Raw genomic sequence first — 20,068 nt, 5'->3', positions numbered from 1 at the left:
CTGGTCAGCGATGGCACTGGCAAAGCCGAACCAGGAGGTTTCGCCCCGGTTGGTCAGGTGATAGACGCCCCAATGGCGGTTGCCCGCCTGCCACTGATCGATCAACTGCGCCGTGGCCTGGGCGATGCTGCCCGCCCAGGTCGGCGCGCCTACCTGGTCATCCACCACGCGCAGCTCTTCGCGCTCCTGCAGCAGACGCTGCATGGTGAGCAGGAAGTTGCGCCCGTGCAGCGAATAAACCCAGCTGGTACGGAGGATCAGGTACTGCCCACCAACGGCCTGGATCGCCTGTTCGCCGGCCAGTTTGCTGGTGCCGTAGACGCCCAGCGGCTGGGTCGGGTCGTCCTCGACGTAGCGGCCGTGCTTGGCACCGTCAAAGACGTAGTCGGTGGAGTAGTGGAACAGCGGAATACCGAGGGCGGCGGCCTCTTCAGCGAGTACGCCGGGGGCCGTGGCATTGATCGCGACGGCGGCGTCCGCATCGGTCTCGGCCTGGTCCACCGCGGTGTAGGCGGCGGCGTTGATCAGCAGGTCGGGGGCCAGGGCACGGACCTGCTGGCGGATCTGCTCGGGATGGGCGAGATCGAGCCGGTCGCGCCCCAGGGACACGACCGCGGCCTTGCCGGCGAGGGCGAGCTGGAGTTCCCGCGCCACCTGGCCGCTATTGCCGGTGATGAGAATCTTCATGCGAACAGGTCCGCGTCCTTGAAGTTGACCCCGGCCTGGTCCTTGGCGGACAGCTGCGGCGCCTCGGCCAGCGGCCAGTCGATGGCGAGATCGGGATCGTCCCAGCGAATGCAGCGCTCATGCTCGGGGGCGTAGTAGTCGGTGGTCTTGTAGAGGAACTCGGCGTAATCGCTGAGGACCACGAAGCCGTGCGCGAAACCCTCGGGGACCCAGAGCTGGCGTTTGTTTTCGGCGGAGAGGTGTACGCCGACCCAGCGCCCGAAGGTGGGCGAGTTGCGGCGGAGGTCCACCGCGACGTCGAACACTTCGCCCGCGACGACCCGCACCAGTTTCCCCTGGGCTTGCTGCAGCTGGTAGTGAAGCCCGCGCAGGACGCCGCGCTGGGAGCGCGAGTGGTTGTCCTGGACGAAGTGGCGTTCGACGCCGGTCGCCTCGGCGAAGGTGCGGGCGTTGAAGCTTTCGTAGAAGAAGCCGCGCTCGTCGCCGAATACGCGAGGTTCGAGAATGAGGACGTCAGGGATAGCGGTTGGAATCGCGTTCACGCACCTTCTCCGGCGATGTCGAACAGGTATTGGCCATAACCGGTCTTGCCGAATGCCTTGGCCCGGGTCAGCAATTGCGTCTTGTCGATCCAGCCGTTCTGGTAGGCGATCTCCTCCAGGCAGGCCACTTTCAAGCCCTGACGGTGCTCGATGGTCTGCACATACTGGGAGGCATCCAGAAGGCTGTCGTGGGTGCCGGTGTCCAGCCAGGCGAAGCCGCGACCGAAGCGCTCGACGCGCAGATCACCGCGGCGCAGATAGGCGTTGTTGACGTCGGTGATTTCCAGCTCGCCACGCGGAGAAGGCGTCACCGCCTTGGCGATGCGGATCACATCGTTGTCGTAGAAGTACAGGCCGGTGACGGCATAGCTCGACTTCGGCTGAGCCGGCTTCTCCTCGATGGAAACGGCGCGACCCGCCTCATCGAATTCCACCACGCCAAAGCGCTCGGGATCTCTCACCCAATAGCCGAAGACGGTGGCGCCACTGGGCGATTGCGCGGCGCGCTTGAGCTTCTCGGTGAAGTGCTGGCCGTGGAAGATGTTGTCCCCCAGGATCAGGCATACCGGGTCGTTGCCGATGAACGCCTCGCCGATCAGGAACGCCTGGGCCAGGCCATCCGGCGACGGTTGTTCGGCATAGCTGAAGTGCACGCCGAACTGACTGCCATCGCCCAGCAGGTTGCGGTACTGCGGCAGGTCCTGGGGGGTGGAGATGATCAGGATTTCGCGGATGCCGGCGAGCATCAGCACCGAGATCGGGTAATAGATCATCGGCTTGTCATAGATCGGCAGGAGTTGCTTGGACACCCCCAGGGTGATGGGGTGGAGGCGGGTGCCGGAACCGCCCGCGAGGACTATCCCTTTCATACTGCTGCTCCCAGGCGTTCACGTTGATAGCTGCCGTCCTGCACGCGCTGGCACCACGGGAGGTTATCCAGGTACCACTGGACCGTCTTGCGCAGCCCGGTCTCGAAGGTTTCCTGCGGCACCCAGCCCAGTTCACGCTCGATCTTGCTGGCGTCGATGGCATAGCGCAGGTCGTGGCCCGGGCGGTCCTTGACGTAGGTGATCAGGTCTTCGAAGCGGGCCACGCCGGCGGGCTTGTGCGGCGCCAGCTCTTCCAGCAGGGCGCAGATGGCCCGAACCACATCGAGGTTCTTCTGCTCGTTATGCCCGCCGATGTTGTAGGTCTCGCCCACCGTGCCGCGGCTGACCACTTCCAGCAGCGCCCGGGCGTGGTCCTCGACGAACAGCCAGTCGCGCACCTGCTGGCCGTCGCCATACACCGGCAGGGGCTTGCCTTCCAGGGCGTTGAGGATCATCAGCGGGATGAGTTTCTCGGGGAAGTGATAAGGGCCGTAGTTGTTCGAGCAATTGGTCAGCAGCACGGGCAGACCGTAGGTGCGGTGCCAGGCGCGGACCAGATGGTCGGACGCCGCCTTGCTCGCCGAATACGGCGAACTGGGGGCATACGGCGTGGTTTCGGTGAACAGGTCGTCCGCCCCGTGCAGGTCGCCATACACCTCGTCGGTGGAAATGTGATGGAAGCGGAAGGCCGTCTTGCGTTCGGCGTCCAGCCCCAGCCAATAGGCGCGCACGCTTTCCAGCAGGCTGTAGGTACCGACGATGTTGGTCTGAATGAAGGCCGCGGGACCGTCGATGGACCGATCGACATGGGACTCGGCGGCCAGGTGCATCACCGCGTCGGGCTGGAAGCGCGCCAGCGCTGCGCCGACAACCTGGCTGTCGGCGATATCCGCCTGGAGGAACTGGTAGCGCGGATTGTCCGCGACCGCGGCCAGCGACTCGAGGTTGCCGGCGTAGGTCAGTTTGTCGAGGTTGAGCACCTCATGCTGGGTGTTTGTCAGCAAGTGGCGAACCAGGGCCGAACCGATGAAGCCGGCTCCGCCAGTGACAAGAATTCGCATGTTGTTTACCGCTCCTGAACAGCAAGGGCTTGCAAAGGTGCACCTTCCTCTGAAATGGACGAATTCTGCCCCCTGGGTTGATAGTCCAGGCGTGATAGCCGCTACTCCTGGTGCGTTTCCTGGCCAGCGGCCGATATCGGTCTAGCAGGCGAACCGCTTTCAGCTCCTGGGCTGCGAGTAGTTTCGGGCGTGGGACATACCTTCGGGGTAATGTGCCTCAGGGCAGATCTTCGGGCCTCAGCTCAAAGTTGCGCGGCCGGAAATCCAGGTCATTGTACGCATCCGTATGCGGAAACGCTTGATCAGAGTTCATGCGCTGGGCCATCCCCACAGTCCAGTTGCGGTAACGCGGGATCAAGTTGATGAGTGGCAATATGAGTTCGAAAAGGAGCGAAGGTAGGGACAGGATGCGGACTGGTTTGCCCAGGTTCGTGAAAAGACGAACAAGCATTTCCCGATAGGTCAGGACTTCTCCACCAGACAAGGTATAGATTTTCCCTACCTGGGGAATCGTGATAGCGACGGCGCAAGCTGACGCTAAGTCGTCGGCATGGATCGGCTGGCGCAAGCCGGATGCATTTCCTATTACCGGAAAGAACCCAAAAGTCCGGATCATCTTCGCGATTGCGCAAAGGTTTGCGTCCCGACCGTTGCCATAAATCATCGTGGGTCGAAGGATTGCGACCTCTATATCATTCCCTGCTGCCCAATCGAGCAAAGCCGCTTCGCCTTCTGCCAATCGCACCGCAAGTTCACGCTCACGTGGATCAGGCGAATCCTGCTTGGCCAAAACACTGGTGGACGACATCGCTACGATGCGCTTCGCCCCCATGGCCGCCAAATACGGCAGGATGTCGCGAAGTATCCAGATCGGCAGGAGGCTGATCCACAGATCAATCTGGTGCAGGTCCTGAGAGTTGTCGCCTAGAGGTCCAGGCGTCGAAGCCCATTCCACCAAGTCGTGAGAATGCCCGGGCCGTGGGTGCCGGCTAAAAGCGACGACCTTGCCGCGCGTAGCGAGGATAGGGATCAGGCTTGAACCGACGGAGCAACGAGCACCAAGTACCCCTATGCAGGGATCATTGGTTTTCATCGTGTTGCGTCCACGGTCGCCGAATCAGCAAATAACAAAACACAGCGGAACAGCGCAGCCATATCCCCAGAGAAACCGTCATCATCAGGACGCCGGGATACTGATGGCGGAAAAATTTCTTGTAGAACCGCACCATGCCCCGATGCTTGTGCCACTCGACCGCGAAGGGGTGGTTAACACTACAGCGACCCTTGTAGTGCAGCACTCGCGCGCGTGGCTGGAAGCTGACTCGCAATCCGCCGATCCTGAAGCGCATGCACCAGTCCAGGTCCTCGCAGTGCATGAAATAACCTTCGTCCAACGGCCCAATCTTGTCGAATGCATGACGCGGTACGAGCATGCAGGCGCCCGATATGGCTTCCACATCGATCACTTCCGAGGGAAGCGGCGTCTGGTGGAGCAGAAAATCGTCGAAAAGCCGGGGATAACGTTGTGCTAGCCCTTGCAGGCCAAAGGCCCGCACAAACGTCCGCCATGGTGTCGGCACCGCCCGCCTTCCTCCTGCTTGTTCTGTTCCGTCTGGATTGAGCAGGAGGCCACCTACCATGCCGATGTCCGGGGCATCCACCGCCTGCAGAAGCCAGCCGACCGCATGTTTCTCGATGACGCAGTCCGGATTCAGGAAAAGAAGATAATTCCCCCTCGCCAAGGCCACTCCCTGGTTGCAAGCGCGGGAAAATCCAACATTGGTATCGTTGCGGATGATCTTGAGTTCGATGCCGTCAGGAGCGGTGCTTTGCGCCAGCGCCAGGCTGCTGTCCGTGGATGCGTTATCGACAATTATCACTTCGGCGGATTGCGCAGCGCAGCTCGTCAAACAGCGGCTCAAGTACGTCCCCGAGTTGTAGTTGACGATGACGATGGAAACTTCGGCGGAGGCGATGGGGAACTCCAGGGGAGCTTCATCGGTGTACGCCATTTCCGATGCCAGGCGCTCAGAGTGATTAAGCGAAGTAGGGTCACCGCAGAAATGGTCGTCCTCAAAAGGATTGGCCTCCGTTTCTGATTTCTTCCCCATAGGCGGCGTAAGGGGGAAGGGATGCGGATACTTCGCTAACGGCTCGTTACGGGAAAGCTGCCGATCAGCTGCGTAATTCGAGGAGGATTCTGTGAGCGGCAGCGAGTAGACATTCTCCTGCCAGCCAGGAAGCTCGGTGATCGATGGCGGATTCCTTCGTTTACCGTCCACTGCCTATCTCCAAATCTGTGGTTGGATCAAAATTCACACGGCGAAGCTGATCAGGGCTTTTTCCGAATGAATTTTGAGATAAGCAGATCGATTGCCACGTCGATGCTATGGACTTCTGTGTCCACGACCGCCGCTGGTGCCACGGGTGGCTCGTATGGGGAGTTGATGCCGGTGAACTCAGGCACCATGCCCGCTCGAGCACGACGATAGAGTCCTTTTGTATCCCTCCGTTCGCACACATCCAACGAGGTTGCCACGTGTACTTCGAAGAAGGCCTCCTCGCCGATGATTTGCTTGGCGATTTGCCGATCATCGCGAAACGGCGAAATGAACGAAGTGATTACGATCAGACCTGCGTCGTTCATAAGCTTGGCGACTTCCGCAATGCGCCGAATGTTCTCGCTGCGGTCCGATTGGGAAAATCCGAGGTCTCGGTTCAACCCGTGGCGTACGTTGTCCCCATCCAGCACGAAAGACGCATGTCCGAGTTCCAGGAGCCGGGCTTCCATGGCGAATGCAAGTGTAGATTTTCCGGCGCCGCTAAGTCCGGTCATCCATAGCGTGGCTGGAATATGGCCGAAAAAACCTACTCTAGATTCCCGAGATACTTGGCCGTCGTGCCAAACGATATTGGTAGCGTTCATTTCTCCCCCTATCCCGGATTCTTCTCTCGAGATGATTTCGAGCAGCGATCCATTGAGTTGCTAGCCCATGGTCGCGGCGCTTTCTGCTCGCTGGGCTGTTTAAGCGGTTCCGGTTTGCGATCGATAAATGGACTGATGTCCAGCACTCTTAGAATTTCTCGCGAACTCACCGAACGATTCGCCTGGATCTTCTGGCGTTTGCGCCAAGCCGCGGGAAGCCCCATCAGAGCATCTCGCTTGGCGCGAAACAGGACCAATCCTTTGCCTCGCGCGGTGTAAATCAGGAGAGTCGCCAGATTCATGAACAGGTGGACTGGAAGAAAAAGCCAGAACAGCGATGCCGGCATGTTTTTCACAAAGGTCCAGACCAGATTGCGATGACCGTGATAAAGCGCGAAGTCGCTGTGCTGTCCGCCCGTCGATGCTGCGCCCACATGCAATGCTTGGGCGGATGGGATCAACCGGCTCTTGTGTCCGGCTAGCCTCATTCGGAACCCAAGATCCACGTCTTCGCAATAGCAGAAATAGTCCTCGTCCATGCCCCCCAGAGCTTCGTACACCTCTCGTCTATAGAGGGCTACTGCTGCGCAAGGAGAGAAAATCTCGGTGTCCAACAATGAGCAGCTATTTGCCGCGCGGCCATATCCATGGCGCCAGCAGAGGCCGCTTATGTGGTACGCGTCGCCGGCACCATCCAACAGTTCAGGATTGGACTCATTCAATGTGACGGCGGCGAAGCTGCTTGCCTCGGGATGATCGACCGTTGCTTGAAGCAGCTCTGCCAGGCAGTTGGAAGCGAGAAACGCGTCAGGGTTTATGAGCGCGACCCAAGTGCAGTCTCTTAGATGCTCGATTCCGATGTTGTTGGCTTTGGCGAAGCCCACATTCTCATCAAGCTTGATGTAAAGAGTATTCGCCGGTCTGGGCGCATTTAATTCCAGTGGGGAATGATCGCTAGAGTTGTCTATCACCACCGTTCTGTGAATATCGATGCTTTGCCCGGAAAGAGCTAGAAGGCACTTGTCGAGCAAGTCGAAGTTGTGCCAGCAAACGACCAGCACACCAATCTTCACAGGGGTGCCGCTGTGGTCCTGGTTATGGTTGTCCAAATGGCCAGAGATGTCGGGTTTCATGCGCTGCCTTACTGGAAAATTTTATATGCATTTCGCTGTGTTTCGGCAGAGTCATAGTGGAGCAATAAAAATGAAAGTTATCGTGAGTTCTGAGTAATGAGAAAAAATCAAATACTGAACTGGTAAATTATTTCTGGAAAGTCTCTCGGTCGCGCCAGTAAGTTAGTCGGCTATTAATATGTTTTGCCTGCTTGCGTTAGAGCTTTCAATGCAAGGTTAGACCAGAAATCAAGAGTGGCTAGGAAATCCTGATTTTTTCTACAGCAAGCTCTGTTCGCACTGGACGTGACGTCCGCTGTGAGCGGCCTGGGCTGGATCCCGCCGGACTCATCTAGCGCCGTGAAAAGCCAACTAATGGAGTACGCCAGTCCTATTCAGCGGGCGGTGTCATCTGATTTCGTAGTGAATCTTCTTGGGGGGGTGATTTGAAAAACCGTCAGGGATGGGCTATGACTTTCCTCCCATGGGGTCAGGAGTTATTCGCCTGTCGATAGGCGAAATGTAACTGGGGCATATCTCCTGATTATGAAGAGATTAGAAAATGGACTGCCTGAAAGCTGGTTGTTTAATGTTTAGCGACCAAGAGGTGCAGTGATGGGGTGTCGGAACTGTATTGAGTTGATTATTTACAAGTCGTACACGGACTTGAAGGCTGAAGCGGCGCGCTCCTATCTTGGTGTAATGTGGTGGCTAATAGAGCCGATTCTGTATTTGGCGGCGTTCTATATACTGCTTGTTGTTATTCTTCATCGCGGTGGCCCGGATTTCGTTCCTGTTTTTCTTTGCGGGGCTGTAGTCTGGAAGTGGTTCGACAGTGGTGTCAAAGGGGGAGGGCAGTCTGTACATGTGCATAGCGGTTTACTGCAGCAGGTGTATGTTCCTAAATTTGTATTTCCTCTGATTGCCGTGTTTGGAAGTACGGCAAGATTCATCCCGGTCTTCTTGGTTTTCATTGTGTTTCTACTCGTCTACGGAGTAGATGCCCGACCGTCCTGGCTGTCTTTGCCAATAATCCTGCTTGCGCAGTTCGCTATGGTGACAGCAGTGGCGATGTTGACCGGAGCCGTCACCCCCTTTTTACCCGACCTGAAAGTCGTCATCGATAATGGAATGATGCTAGTTTTCTTCATGTCTGGAGTTTTCTTCAATTTAAATGATGTTCATGAGCCAATTAGAAGCTATTTGCTATTGAATCCGATGGCGGCTCTGATAAGCGAATATCGTAGCGTAATGATCTATGGCCAATGGCCAAATCCCTCTCATATTGCTCTTATCCTGTCATTCTCCCTGATTGTGGGTTTCATTGGGGTTTATCTCCTCAGAAAACTTGATCGTCGATATGGGAAGGTGGGTTTCTAATGTCCAATGGCGACGTTCTGATTAGCCTCAGGGATGTAACGGTCTCATATCCGTTGCGGAAGGGATTTCTAAAGTGGTCTAGATATACGCCGCTCCATAACATTTCGCTTGAGCTCAGGCGTGGCGAGACGGTTGGAGTTATCGGCCGAAATGGTGCGGGAAAAAGTACGCTCTTGAAGTTGATGGCTGGAATTATCGCGCCAGATAGTGGTGAGGTCATGAATCATGGTGCGCGGGTGTCCTTGTTGGCCCTTGGCGTTGGGTTCATGCCGCATTTGACTGGCAGGGAAAACGCTTTATTGAGTGGGATGTTGTTGGGGCTGCGCAAGCATGAAATAGCGAGCCGGCTCGATGCGATCATAGAGTTTTCAGACCTTGGAGATTTTATCGATCAGCCATTGCATACCTATTCATCGGGGATGCGCGCGCGATTGGGGTTCTCGGTTGCAATTCAGGTTGACCCCGATGTTCTTTTAGTGGACGAAATTCTTGGCGTCGGAGACGAGGATTTTAGAATAAAGTCTTCTGCTGAAATGAAGCGATTAATTAAGTCCGAAAAAACTGTGGTGCTTGTGTCACATGTATTACCTGTTGTCAAAGAGTTATGCGACAGGGTTGTTTGGATTGAAGACAACGTTGTAAAGCATGTGGGGTCGGTTGAAGAAGTTTTCGATTTATATAGCTCGCAGCGCCAGGCACCACCGGCGGCGAGGCCCATCGCTGCCGCAATTTGACCAAGGCGCAGCGCGATGGATAAACGGAAATTTCCAACCATTTCAGAGCGACTTTGACGTATGCGGTAGTTGCTAATGAGGAAGCATAATAATTTCACTCATTGGCTCACTGCTTGAGTGGCGACTGGATGCGGAGGTATTTGATGCAGTTGGATTTTTTGGTCGGGGGAATGCCGCGCGGTGGTACAACGGTGGCCGCAATCCTGATGTCTCTGCAGAAAGATATTTTTTGCTATGCGGGCGAGACGCATTTATTACCCTTGATCCACAGCATGTTCGGAAGTTTGCCGTGCCGAAAGGACAGGCTTGGGCCAGTCATTGATTACCTGCATAGGCAACTCACTATTTCCATGATCGAGATGCCGCGCTTCAATGTCGGCCAGGGGACGCATCCGGCAAATATCATATTTCACGAGCACGATGTTGATTTCATCACTGCGGCAATCAGAGAGCGTCTCGAATGCCAAATGTTTGGTGAAGATCTTTACAGAAGTAGTCTTTCTATCTTGCGAGAACGTCTCGGCAGGGTGATGCCGCGGCCTTTCCTTGGCGAAAAGACGCCAAGCAATATTTTTGCGATGTCAGATTTCGATGCGGACTCTTCGTTGAAAAAACTGGTTGTCGTACGCGAGCCTTTTGGTGTGCTTCGCTCGATGAAGGCAAGAGTCGAGGGGGGAGACGCCTATTCAGATTTGTTCAAGGGAGATATCGAAGCAGGCATCGGTATGTACCTTGAATATGGAGAGGCAGCGCAAAAGGTGATGAAGTCTTCTGGTGGCGGCTTTTCAATTCGCTATGAAGACATGGCTAAAGACCCTGCGGCCATAGTGAAAGATATGTACTCGAAATTTGGAGTGGCTCCCGAGGATCGCGTGATTGATTTTGTAAATGGAAAGATTGGCAGGGAAGGTTCTGAATTCGCATCAGTAAGTTATAAACGGTTCGATGTGAAATGTGGCATAGGGTCCATGTCCTCTCAGGATGCTTGGAAGGTGCTCGCTCTGACCAGGAATGTGAGGGCGGCCTTTGGTTATACCGATGATGTCCTAGCTGATTATGGATACGACGTGGGTTATGAGTTTGAGGAAATAGGCATTTCCACAAAGGTCGTTCCAATGTCAGGATTTCATCTGGAAGAAGCGAATCCGTGGATGAAAAGGAAGGCGCGTATGGTTGTATATGCAGCGGAGCGCTGCACCCATACGGTTAACTTGCAATTTATGAGTATCTTTCCTCAACAAATTCCGAAAGACGTTGAGCTGCGTCTGGAATTGGATGGGCTATCCAGGGAAGTAGCTAGGGTTGGCGCTGGGCGGCACGTCTTTTCATTGGAGTTTAAGATTGAGGCGGATGACTTAAAGCCGATGGGGCGTAAAGGCGGGTTTACCATCATCGATCTGATTGCTTCCATGGCGTTTGTACCCATTGCCCATATGGACGATAGTTTCGATGCGCGCGAAGTCTCGTTTCGGTTGGTCAAGACGCATATAAGCAAGAATATGTAAAGTGGCAGGGCGTCTGAGAGCGTATTGTTCAGAGACCTGTGCTTTGACGTGAACCTCTTGAGCTGCGGTGTGGACATGCGATCATTTGCAGAAACTTGTCCTGTTTGCGGTGCCAATGAATTCGCCGAGCGCGAGGTGCTCTGGCCCGGTTTGATTAATGCCTGGCAGCTTGTCACTTCAGAAGTCGACTATATAAACCGTCAGCAGGGATTCTATTGCACCCAATGCTCTAACAATTTGCGAAGTCTTGCTCTGGCTAGGGCTATTACGAGGGAGTATGACTTCAATGGTACTTTGCGCGAGTTTTGTGAGAGGTGCGACCTTCGACTGCTTGAGGTGAATCGAGCTGGGAATCTCACTCCCGTCCTTTGCAAGATGCCATCCCATCGGCTGGTCGAATTTCCCGAGCAGGACATGCTGGATTTTTCTCTGGAAGCATCTAGTTTTGATGTGGTGATTCATTCGGATACCCTGGAGCATGTTTCTAATCCGGAAAGGGCGCTCTCTGAATGCCGAAGAGTATTGAGAGACAAAGGTCGTTGTATTTTTACCGTTCCAATAATTGTGGATAGATTGAGTCGCTCAAGATTTGGTCTCTCGCCAAGTTATCACGGCGCAGAGAGTGAGTCCTCAGACGATCAATTGGTTGTGACCGAATTCGGCTTGGATGTCTGGAAGATCGTACTCAGGGCGGGGTTTTCAAGTTGTGAGTTTTTTGCTTTGGAGTATCCATCGGCGCTGGTTTTGATTGCTAAGAAATAAAAATCAAAGGGGCTAGTAATGGAGTTTACAGGAGAGCGCTTTGTTCCGTCCGAACAGGGCAAGATTCGAATTGAACATTACCACCGCTATGCGTTGGTGCTTGATCTTGTTGAAGGAAAAAGCGTTCTCGATATCGCCTGTGGCGAAGGTTATGGCTCCTTTGTAATTGCATCTTCCGCAGAGTTAGTGGTGGGGGTGGATGTTTCTGAAGACGCCATCGTGCATGCATCGCGTACCTATGCGAAGGACAACCTTACCTTCAAACAAGGAAGCGCCTCTGCTATCGACTATGCCGACGAAACTTTCGATGTGGTTGTTTCCTTCGAAACTATCGAACACCTGGCTGAGCAGTCGGAGATGCTTGCCGAGGTGCGAAGGGTGCTGCGCAAGGACGGTGTTCTCGTCATCTCTTCACCTAACCGCCCTGTCTATGCGCTCGAGAGTGGCGGCCACAACGAGTTTCACGTGAAGGAACTCGACCTTGAGGAACTCGATGAGTTGCTGCGTGCCCAGTTCCCCGCTGTCCGCTACCTGGGGCAGCGAATGCTGATGGGCTCCGTTATCCAGCCTCTGATCGGCGAGCCGCGGTCGTTTCGTGCATGGCAGGACGATGGCGTACAACTCCGGCCCACGGCCGGACGTCTGGTCGAACCGGTTTACTTCATAGCGATCTGTGCGGCGAGTGCGGACCTGGTGCCGACAGTGGGAGCGTCTGTACTGAGCCCCGGGAACCTGGATCTGGTCAAGCAGTACGTCGGCTTCGCCCGGTGGGCGCAGAATCTCGATGAGATGGTCGGACAGTGTCGCGACCAGATTCGCAATCTGAGCCTGGCGTTATCCGAAAGGGACTCACACGTTGTCAGCCTGACCAAGACAATACTTGAGCGGGATGGGCGTGCCATCGAGCTTGTCCAGTCTATAACTGAGCGCGACGGGCAGATTGATGCGCTTAATCGGAATTTGATGGAGCGCGACAACCAGTTGGCCGTTCGACTCCAAGACGTTACCGAGAGAGGCGAACAGGTCCTTCGTCTCAATCAATTGGTTATCGAGCATGATGAGCGTCTAGAGGTATTGAATCGGCTCTTGCTGGAAAGGGATCAGCAAGTGTCCGAGCTTGATACGTTGCTACAACGGAAAGATGAGCAGGCCGCCGAACTGAACGAGCTGGTGGTCCAGCATGGTGACCTGATTGGCGAACTGGAGCTTTCGCTGCAGGAGCGTGATGTTCGGATTCGCGCCCAGGATTTGTTAGCGGTCCAACGCGGAAACGAGATCAGAGTTCTGACTCAGCACTCGATAGAGAGTGAGACTCGTATTGCGGAACTTGCGCGTGCCACGGAAGAGGAGCGTCGCACGCTTGTTGGGCAGCTAGAAGAGCTCACGGCAACGCTGAATCTGATTCAAAACTCACGCTCCTGGAGGCTGACGGCGCCACTTCGACGCATAAATGCCGTGGTGCGATTCGCCCTCGAACATCCCGGCAGCTTCCTGATCGCAGTGTTGCGCAAGATCTACCACCGCCTTCCCGTTTCGGTTGTCACGCGCAATCGATTGAAGGGTGCTTGCTACCGGATCTTTCCGAGGCTTTTTTCACATACGCTGTCTTATAAGCTGTGGCAATCCGGGCTCGGGGAAGGGCTTCGAAGGCACGATGTAGAGAGCGAGCCGACGGGCATCGCTGGCGGATTCGAGATTTACCTGCCGGACAAGCCAGTTGTTTCCATAGTCATTCCGGTTTACGGGCAGGCTGGCTACACCTATCGCTGCCTGCTTTCGCTGCAGTCGCACCGTTCCAACTACAGTTTCGAAGTCATTGTGGTTGACGACTGCTCTACTGATGACACCCTGGATATGTTGAAGACGATCAAGGGTGTCCGTGTAGTTAGGAACAAGAAGAATCTTGGCTTCATCCGTTCCTGTAATAACGGTGCTGAAGTTTCGCGTGGATCATTGTTGGTAATGCTGAACAACGACACGGTTGTTCGCCCCGGCTGGCTGGATGAGTTGGTCGAGACATTCAACTGTATTCCAGATGTTGGCCTTGTTGGCTCCAAACTCGTTTATCCGGATGGGCGCCTGCAGGAGGCGGGAGGAATTATCTGGCAGGATGGTTCCGCCTGGAACTTTGGTCGGATGCAGGACCCGCTCGGACCGGAGTTTTCCTACGCCCGAGACGTTGACTATTGTTCTGGTGCATCCATCGCGATAAGCCGGGTTCTTTACAAGCGCCTTGGCGGGTTCGACGAACATTTTCTACCAGCCTATGGCGAGGATTCGGACTTGGCTTTCCGCGTCCGTCAGGCCGGTCATCGCGTCGTCTATCAACCCTTGTCAGAAGTTGTGCATTTTGAGGGCGTCACTTCCGGCAAGGAAGTAACAGGCGGCGTCAAGGCCTACCAGGTAGCGAATGCGAAGAAACTGTTCGAGCGTTGGCAATCGGTAATGGCCTCGCACGGGACGCCTGGCGTTTCTCCTCACACAGAAAAGGATCGTTGCGTGGGGGCGCGCGTACTGTTCCTTGACCATTGCACGCCGACTCCAGACCAGGACGCCGGATCCATCACCATCATTAACATGATGCGCATTTTCCAGGCTCTCGGATTCAAGGTCACATTCGTCCCCGAGGATAATTTCCTCTATATGGACCCCTATACCAAGGATTTGCAGAGAATAGGGATCGAGTGCCTGTATGCCCCCTACGTGAGTTCGATCGAGCAACATTTGAGTGACTTCGGGGATCAGTATGATGTGGTGGTAGTGTTCCGTATGTTGGCCGCCGAGCGGAACATGCGCCTGCTTCGCAAGTATTGCCGGGGCGCGAAGATCATCTTCCACACTTCTGATCTTCATCATTTGAGAGAAATGCGTGAAGCCACGCTCTCCGGCTCGCAGGCGCAGCTGAACGAGGCAGAGCGGACAAAGACTCGAGAGCTCCAGGTAATAGAATCTGTCGATGGAACAATAGTGCACAGCACTTATGAGGCAGAGCAGCTGGCTGCTGAGTTGGTGTCGAGCGCCAGTAGCGAGAGAATTTTTCTTTTCCCTTGGGCCATCGATATTCCGGGGACCAAGGTGCAGTTCTCCCAGCGAAACGGCTTGGTATTCATAGGTGGTTACCAGCATCAACCCAACGTCGATGCCGTGCTCTATTTCGCCAAGGAAATATTCCCGCTGATCAGGGCCCGTCTGCCCGACATTCGTTTCCGAATCGTTGGCAGCCGTATGCCCCCGGCGATACTCGCCCTGGCAGGCAATGGAATCGAAGTGGTGGGGTACGTCGCCGACCTGCGCGAGGTGCTGGACCGAAGCTTGCTGAGTGTCGTCCCGCTACGGTATGGCGCCGGCATCAAGGGCAAGATCGGCACCAGCCTCAGCTATGGCTTGCCTTGTGTCTCCACGACTATCGGCGCCGAGGGAATGGGCCTGCAAGACGGCGACGGAGTTTGCGTGGTGGACGACCCGCTTGAGTTCGCCGAGGCGGTAGTTCGCCTTCATGGCGATCATCAGTTGTGGGAATCCTTCTCCAGGGGCGGCCTTGACTATGTCCAGCGCACTTTCTCCCTCCAGGCAGGAATGGACATTGTCCGACGTATGCTGAAAAAAGTAGGCGTGCCTACTCATGAAACCATGGAACGAGGTTTCACCCTGCCCGTCGGTACGGACGTGGGCGGGATAGGGAAGTTCATTCCCGATCAGGCCAGCGATCCCTATGAAAGAACCCGGTCGATAAGCAACTGGCAGGAGTTCCAACACTGGATTGAGACCGCCGATACAAAACGTGCTCGGCAAACGGAGTGGGACATCATTTCCGCAAATAGCGCCAGCGACGCCTACCATCTGGCGGGCTACTGCCGCGTCTGCGAGAAACAAACCGAGTTTCTGGTCGACACTCAGTGCGGCGCAATCAGGGACAAGGCCAACTGGATACCCAACTGGCGTGAGCGCTTGGTTTGCCCTGGCTGTGGATTGAACAATCGGCAGCGCGCGACCGCTTGCGCTGCAAGGACAGCAGTGAAGCATCATCGCGATAAACGTCCAGACGTCTATCTGATGGAGCAGGTGACTTCTATCTATCAGTGGGTATGTGCGGCACTCCCCAAGGTCCAGTGCGTGGGCAGCGAATACTTGGGGCCCGATGTGGCACCGGGCGCTCACATCAACGGAATCAGGCATGAGGACGTCGAGCGGCTGAGTTTCACCAACGACAGCTTCGATCTCATTATCAGCAATGATGTGCTTGAGCATGTGGTCGAGCCCAAGGCCGCCTTGATGGAGGCGTACAGGGTACTGCGGCCTCGCGGGGAGTTATTGCTGACTGTTCCTTTCCATCTGGACCATAAACAGTGCGTGCAGCGGGCACGGGTTATCAACGGAGAGGTTGAGCATATTCTCCCACCGGTTTTCCACGGCAATCCCGTTTCCAATGATGGCAGCCTCGTTTTCACTGACTTCGGATGGTCGTTCCTGCAAGACATAAGGAACGCCGGGTTCACAACGGTAGAACTCCGATTTTACTGGTCTGAGCTTTATGGCCATCTGGGAGCGGGCCAGCACTACATCTATGCAGCCAAGAGTTGACGTTACGTAATCTGAATTCTGAGGATACGCTGATGGAACTGCAGTTGCCTGATTTGAAGGGGATGGCTCAAGGAATAAGAAATGGACGGAATGTCTACGAGGGATATCAGCGAGGTTGGGGTATACAGTTCGGCGGGCTAAGGGAACGGATCCTTCAAGATCCGCTTTACAAGGAGGCTTTTTCCCTAGCCAGAGACAGAACCATCATGAGCGAAGAGAACAGGATGAATATCTATCTTCTGCTCAAGTTTTATCTGCCCGAAATACCCTTTGGTCACATTGTTGAATACGGCTCTTATCGTGGCGGTAGTGCCATATTCATGGCTTACGTGGCGAAGCGTCTTTATCCCGGAGTCAAGGTTTACGCACTTGATAGCTACGAGGGTATGCCGTCTACAGACAAGGCTGTCGATGCCCACAATGCTGGCGACTTTGCTGACGTGGACCTCGAGGCGCTGCAGCGCCGGGTTTCCGAATTGGGACTGGATAACCTGGTCACGGTCAAAGGCCTGTTCGAGGACACGAACCAAGGCGTAATGGCGGACGCCGGAAGAATTGCATTGGCCCATATTGACTGCGATATCGCATCTGCTCTTCAGGTTTCCTACGAAGGGGTCAAGCCTTACATGGTCGATGGCGGATATGTCGTTTTCGATGATGCAACCGTTTCGAGTTGCATCGGCGCCACCGAAGTCGTCGAAAACTTGCTGATCCGCCGGGATGGACTTAACTCCGAGCAGATCTGGCCCCACTTCGTGTTTCGGATTTTCGGCGGAGCTGCTTGATATGAAAGAGTGCAGTAAATCAATTCCGAGAAGGCTGTCAGATTCCAATTTCCTGAGAAAATACTTTGTTGGGAGCGGTTTGGATATCGGTGGAAAGCCTGACCCCTTGGTTCTTTACAAGGAACTGTTTCCCCTGGTTGATAGCGTAAAAACCTGGGACTGGGAAGACGGAGACGCCCAGTTCCTTGCTGGAGTAGGGGATGATACTTACTCCTTTGTTCATAGCAGTCACTGCCTAGAGCATTTGGTCGATCCAGTCGAGGGGATCAGAAACTGGTTTCGCGTCGTGTCGCCCAATGGCTACTTGATAATTACCATTCCCGACGAGGACCTGTACGAGCAGGGTGAGTTTCCGAGCACATTCAATCACGACCATAAGTGGACTTTCACGATATACAAGAAAAGCTCGTGGAGCACTCGCTCAGTCAACATCCTGGAGTTGGTTCAAGCACTTGAGCCCAGTGCCGAAGTTCTAAAGATCGAGCAGTTATCGTCAAGCTACAGATTTGAACTGCCGCGTTTCGATCAGACATTAACTCCAATCGGAGAATGTGGCATCGAGCTAATCATTCGCAAACGTCCCGCGGATGAGGTCAAGTCCGGCGGGCGCTGGACAAGGTCGCAGCAGCAGCCTGATCGTGAAGTGCTACTGCATTTGAACCAGTACCGCGACGACATGCGTGGCATGAAACAGTCGAATCAAGGAAAGCCTCCGTTCGAAAACGATTCTCCAATCTGAACAACGAGGGTGCGCCATGATAGTCCGGGCTCGAGCTCCATTGCGCTTAGGTCTCGCTGGCGGGGGAACCGACGTTTCCCCCTACGCGGATGTCCACGGCGGCTATGTACTGAACGCTACGATCGATCGTTACGCATATGCAGTAATCCGTCTGCTGGACCAACCTTTGGTGCGTCTTGTTTCAACGGATCAGCAATTGTCCGAAGAACTGGAAGTGCCCAAGCGCCACCAGATCATGGCGCTTGATGGCAAGCTTGACCTGCACAAGGCGGTCTACAACCACATGATCGTTCACTTCAACTCGGGGCGCGCGATCCCGCTGGAGTTGGATACTTTTTGCGATGCGCCGGCCGGTTCCGGACTCGGATCCTCTTCTACCCTCGTGGTCGTGATGATCCGCGCATTCGTCGAGCTTTTGAACTTACCGCTTGATGACTATGAGATTGCGAAACTGGCTTACAAGATCGAGAGGGTGGACTGTCATCTTCAAGGTGGGCGGCAGGACCAGTATTCGGCGACTTTCGGCGGCTTCAACTTCATGGAGTTCTATTCGGATGAGCATGCGGTGATCAATCCGCTGCGGATCAAGAACTGGATAGTCTGCGAGTTGGAAGCATCCCTCGTGCTGTTTTATACCGGTGTGTCGCGTGAATCGGCTCGCATCATCGCCGACCAGAGTCGCAACGTTGAGTCAGGTTCACAGCAGACCATTGATGCGATGCACGGCCTGAAGCACCAGGCATTGGTAATGAAGGAGTGTCTGCTGCGTGGTGACATTCCTGGCATCGTCGAGTCGCTGAAACTTGGTTGGGAAAGCAAGAAGCAGTCAGCCAAGACAGTTTCCAATTCAGTGATCGACGATATTTACAATGCTGCGATCGATTCCGGGGCTCTGGCCGGAAAGGTCTCCGGGGCCGGCGGAGGTGGGTTCATGATGTTTTTCGTACCGACCGAGAAGCGCATGGATGTCATTCGGACGCTGGGTCGTTTCGACGGCCAGGTCAGTAACTGCCACTTCACCAAGTACGGCACCCAAGCCTGGAGGATTTGATGCGTGAATTTATCGTGCAGCAGATCGAGCAAGCGAACCGGGTCATGTCAGCGATGGCCATGGACATGGCCTTGCTCGAACGAGTTGAGCACGCTGCGATAGCATGCCTGGCGTGCCTTCGCGCGGGCGGCAAGATTCTATTGGCGGGCAACGGTGGTAGTGCGGCGGATGCACAGCACATCGCGGCGGAGTTCGTGAGCCGCTTCGCCTTTGATCGCCCAGGCTTGCCCGCGTTTGCTCTGACCACAGACACCTCGATTCTGACTGCCATCGGTAATGACTACGGCTACGAGAAGCTGTTCTCCCGACAATTGCAGGCCAACGGAAATGCCGGGGATGTCTTCATTGGCTATTCCACCTCCGGGAAATCGCCCAATGTGTTAGCCGCTTTCAGTGCGGCCCGGGAGAGGGGAATGGTGTGTATCGGCTTGACGGGGAACCGCGGCGGACCCATGCGCGAGCTCTGCGATCATTTGTTGGAAGTGCCATCCGCAGAAACTCCCAAGATTCAGGAAGGGCATCTGGTGTTGGGACACATTCTGTGTGGCCTGGTGGAAAGTACGATGTTCGGAGAGCGTGCTTGATGCCGGAAGCCATTGTGTTGGCGGGGGGATTTGGTACTCGCCTGCGCGCGGTTGTCGCCGACAACCCCAAGCCAATGGCTCCTGTAGGAGGCCGCCCCTTTCTTGAGCTGTTACTCGATGATCTTGTGAGAAAAGGATTCACGCGAGTCATCCTGTCGCTGGGGTATATGGCCGAGAAGGTCGTTGCTTACTTTGGAACCGAGCACAAGGGAATTGAGTTGGTTCACGTGATCGAGAGCCAACCACTGGGAACGGGTGGTGCGATCCGCCTGGCCATGGAGCAGTGTGGGACTGACCATGTCTTCGTGTTCAACGGCGACACCTATCTCGACCTTGAGGTTCAGGCTGTGGAACGACAATGGGTCAGGGACGCATTGCCGATTATTGTGGGTCGTGAGGTCCCGGATACGAGCCGCTATGGCCGTTTGCAGATCGAATCTGGTCGGATTGTCGGATTTAGCGAGAAGGGGACTAGTGGACCTGGGGTCATCAATGCCGGCTGCTACGTCTTGAAACGCGATCAACTGGACAGATTCGCCGCGCGAATCGCATTTTCGCTGGAACAGGACTACTTGTCCGAAGCTGTGCACACCGAGCCATTCGGAGTCTTCCTGACCTCGGGATTATTTATCGACATCGGTGTGCCGGAAGACTATGAGCGTGCACAGGTAATGCTGTCAGACCGATGAGCTCGCGATGACGAGTTATCTATCGGATGAGAACGAAAAAGCCCTGCCAAAGCAGGGCTTT

At 55.1% G+C, this 20,068-nt stretch carries 18 protein-coding genes; 10 read left to right on the top strand and 8 right to left on the bottom strand.

Translation table 11 applies throughout. The features are described from left to right. From rfbD to DM872_RS08085, 8 genes are all read right to left on the bottom strand, one after another. Positions 1-687, bottom strand: a 687-nt coding sequence (gene rfbD, locus DM872_RS08120; protein WP_179058986.1) for a dTDP-4-dehydrorhamnose reductase, incomplete at its 3' end; no start/stop codon positions are given. Beyond that, complete coding sequence (gene rfbC / locus DM872_RS08115; RefSeq protein WP_179058985.1) at positions 684-1,229, bottom strand: dTDP-4-dehydrorhamnose 3,5-epimerase; 546 nt, start codon at positions 1,227-1,229, stop codon at positions 684-686. The genes rfbD and rfbC, both read right to left, overlap by 4 nt. Next, the gene (rfbA, locus tag DM872_RS08110) at positions 1,226-2,098 is read right to left on the bottom strand and encodes a glucose-1-phosphate thymidylyltransferase RfbA (protein WP_179058984.1); all 873 of its coding nucleotides are present in this window, start codon (positions 2,096-2,098) and stop codon (positions 1,226-1,228) included. The genes rfbC and rfbA overlap by 4 nt, the downstream gene beginning before the upstream one ends. Continuing rightward, a complete protein-coding gene (rfbB, locus tag DM872_RS08105; protein ID WP_179058983.1) occupies positions 2,095-3,159 on the bottom strand; it encodes a dTDP-glucose 4,6-dehydratase in 1,065 nt (354 codons plus the stop codon). The genes rfbA and rfbB overlap by 4 nt, the downstream gene beginning before the upstream one ends. 217 nt (positions 3,160-3,376) lie before the next feature. Then, positions 3,377-4,252 (bottom strand): SDR family oxidoreductase, encoded by an 876-nt coding sequence (locus DM872_RS08100; protein WP_179058982.1) that lies wholly within the window; start codon positions 4,250-4,252, stop codon positions 3,377-3,379. After that, on the bottom strand, positions 4,239-5,441 hold the full coding sequence (locus DM872_RS08095) for a glycosyltransferase family 2 protein (RefSeq protein ID WP_373273690.1): 1,203 nt from the start codon (positions 5,439-5,441) through the stop codon (positions 4,239-4,241). The genes DM872_RS08100 and DM872_RS08095 overlap by 14 nt, the downstream gene beginning before the upstream one ends. A gap of 50 nt (positions 5,442-5,491) precedes the next feature. Continuing rightward, positions 5,492-6,085: an adenylyl-sulfate kinase gene (gene cysC, locus DM872_RS08090; RefSeq protein ID WP_179058981.1), complete on the bottom strand. Its 594-nt coding sequence runs from the start codon at positions 6,083-6,085 to the stop codon at positions 5,492-5,494. A gap of 8 nt (positions 6,086-6,093) precedes the next feature. Beyond that, the gene (locus DM872_RS08085) at positions 6,094-7,218 is read right to left on the bottom strand and encodes a glycosyltransferase family 2 protein (RefSeq protein WP_179058980.1); all 1,125 of its coding nucleotides are present in this window, start codon (positions 7,216-7,218) and stop codon (positions 6,094-6,096) included. A gap of 618 nt (positions 7,219-7,836) precedes the next feature. Here DM872_RS08085 and DM872_RS08080 point away from each other — a divergent pair. The 10 genes from DM872_RS08080 to DM872_RS08035 all read left to right on the top strand — a co-directional run bounded on the left by DM872_RS08080 (position 7,837) and on the right by DM872_RS08035 (position 20,007). Beyond that, complete coding sequence (locus DM872_RS08080) at positions 7,837-8,577, top strand: ABC transporter permease (RefSeq protein WP_179058979.1); 741 nt, start codon at positions 7,837-7,839, stop codon at positions 8,575-8,577. Next, entirely contained in the window at positions 8,577-9,311 is a 735-nt protein-coding gene (locus DM872_RS08075; RefSeq protein WP_179058978.1) for an ABC transporter ATP-binding protein, read from the top strand. Before DM872_RS08080 ends, DM872_RS08075 begins: the two co-directional genes overlap by 1 nt. A gap of 143 nt (positions 9,312-9,454) precedes the next feature. Continuing rightward, complete coding sequence (locus DM872_RS08070; RefSeq protein WP_179058977.1) at positions 9,455-10,816, top strand: sulfotransferase; 1,362 nt, start codon at positions 9,455-9,457, stop codon at positions 10,814-10,816. Between the two features lie 75 nt (positions 10,817-10,891). After that, positions 10,892-11,578, top strand: a complete 687-nt coding sequence (locus DM872_RS08065) for a class I SAM-dependent methyltransferase (RefSeq protein WP_179058976.1) — start codon at positions 10,892-10,894, stop codon at positions 11,576-11,578. Between the two features lie 18 nt (positions 11,579-11,596). Further along, a complete protein-coding gene (locus DM872_RS08060; protein ID WP_179058975.1) occupies positions 11,597-16,159 on the top strand; it encodes a methyltransferase domain-containing protein in 4,563 nt (1,520 codons plus the stop codon). Positions 16,160-16,191: 32 nt separating this feature from the next. After that, the gene (locus DM872_RS08055) at positions 16,192-16,944 is read left to right on the top strand and encodes a TylF/MycF/NovP-related O-methyltransferase (protein ID WP_179058974.1); all 753 of its coding nucleotides are present in this window, start codon (positions 16,192-16,194) and stop codon (positions 16,942-16,944) included. 1 nt (position 16,945) lies between these two features. After that, positions 16,946-17,683, top strand: coding sequence for a methyltransferase domain-containing protein (locus DM872_RS08050; protein WP_179058973.1), 738 nt, complete (start codon positions 16,946-16,948; stop codon positions 17,681-17,683). 196 nt (positions 17,684-17,879) lie between these two features. Further along, entirely contained in the window at positions 17,880-18,734 is an 855-nt protein-coding gene (locus DM872_RS08045; protein WP_256873324.1) for a GHMP family kinase ATP-binding protein, read from the top strand. After that, entirely contained in the window at positions 18,734-19,318 is a 585-nt protein-coding gene (locus tag DM872_RS08040) for a D-sedoheptulose 7-phosphate isomerase (RefSeq protein ID WP_179058971.1), read from the top strand. The genes DM872_RS08045 and DM872_RS08040 overlap by 1 nt, the downstream gene beginning before the upstream one ends. Continuing rightward, on the top strand, positions 19,318-20,007 hold the full coding sequence (locus DM872_RS08035; protein WP_179058970.1) for a nucleotidyltransferase family protein: 690 nt from the start codon (positions 19,318-19,320) through the stop codon (positions 20,005-20,007). The genes DM872_RS08040 and DM872_RS08035 overlap by 1 nt, the downstream gene beginning before the upstream one ends. The last annotated feature ends 61 nt before the right edge of the window (positions 20,008-20,068 follow it).

The sequence above is a fragment of the Pseudomonas taiwanensis genome, from assembly GCF_013393345.1.
GTDB classification, from domain to species: domain Bacteria; phylum Pseudomonadota; class Gammaproteobacteria; order Pseudomonadales; family Pseudomonadaceae; genus Metapseudomonas; species Metapseudomonas resinovorans_C.
This window is presented reverse-complemented; position numbering and strand designations above follow the sequence as displayed.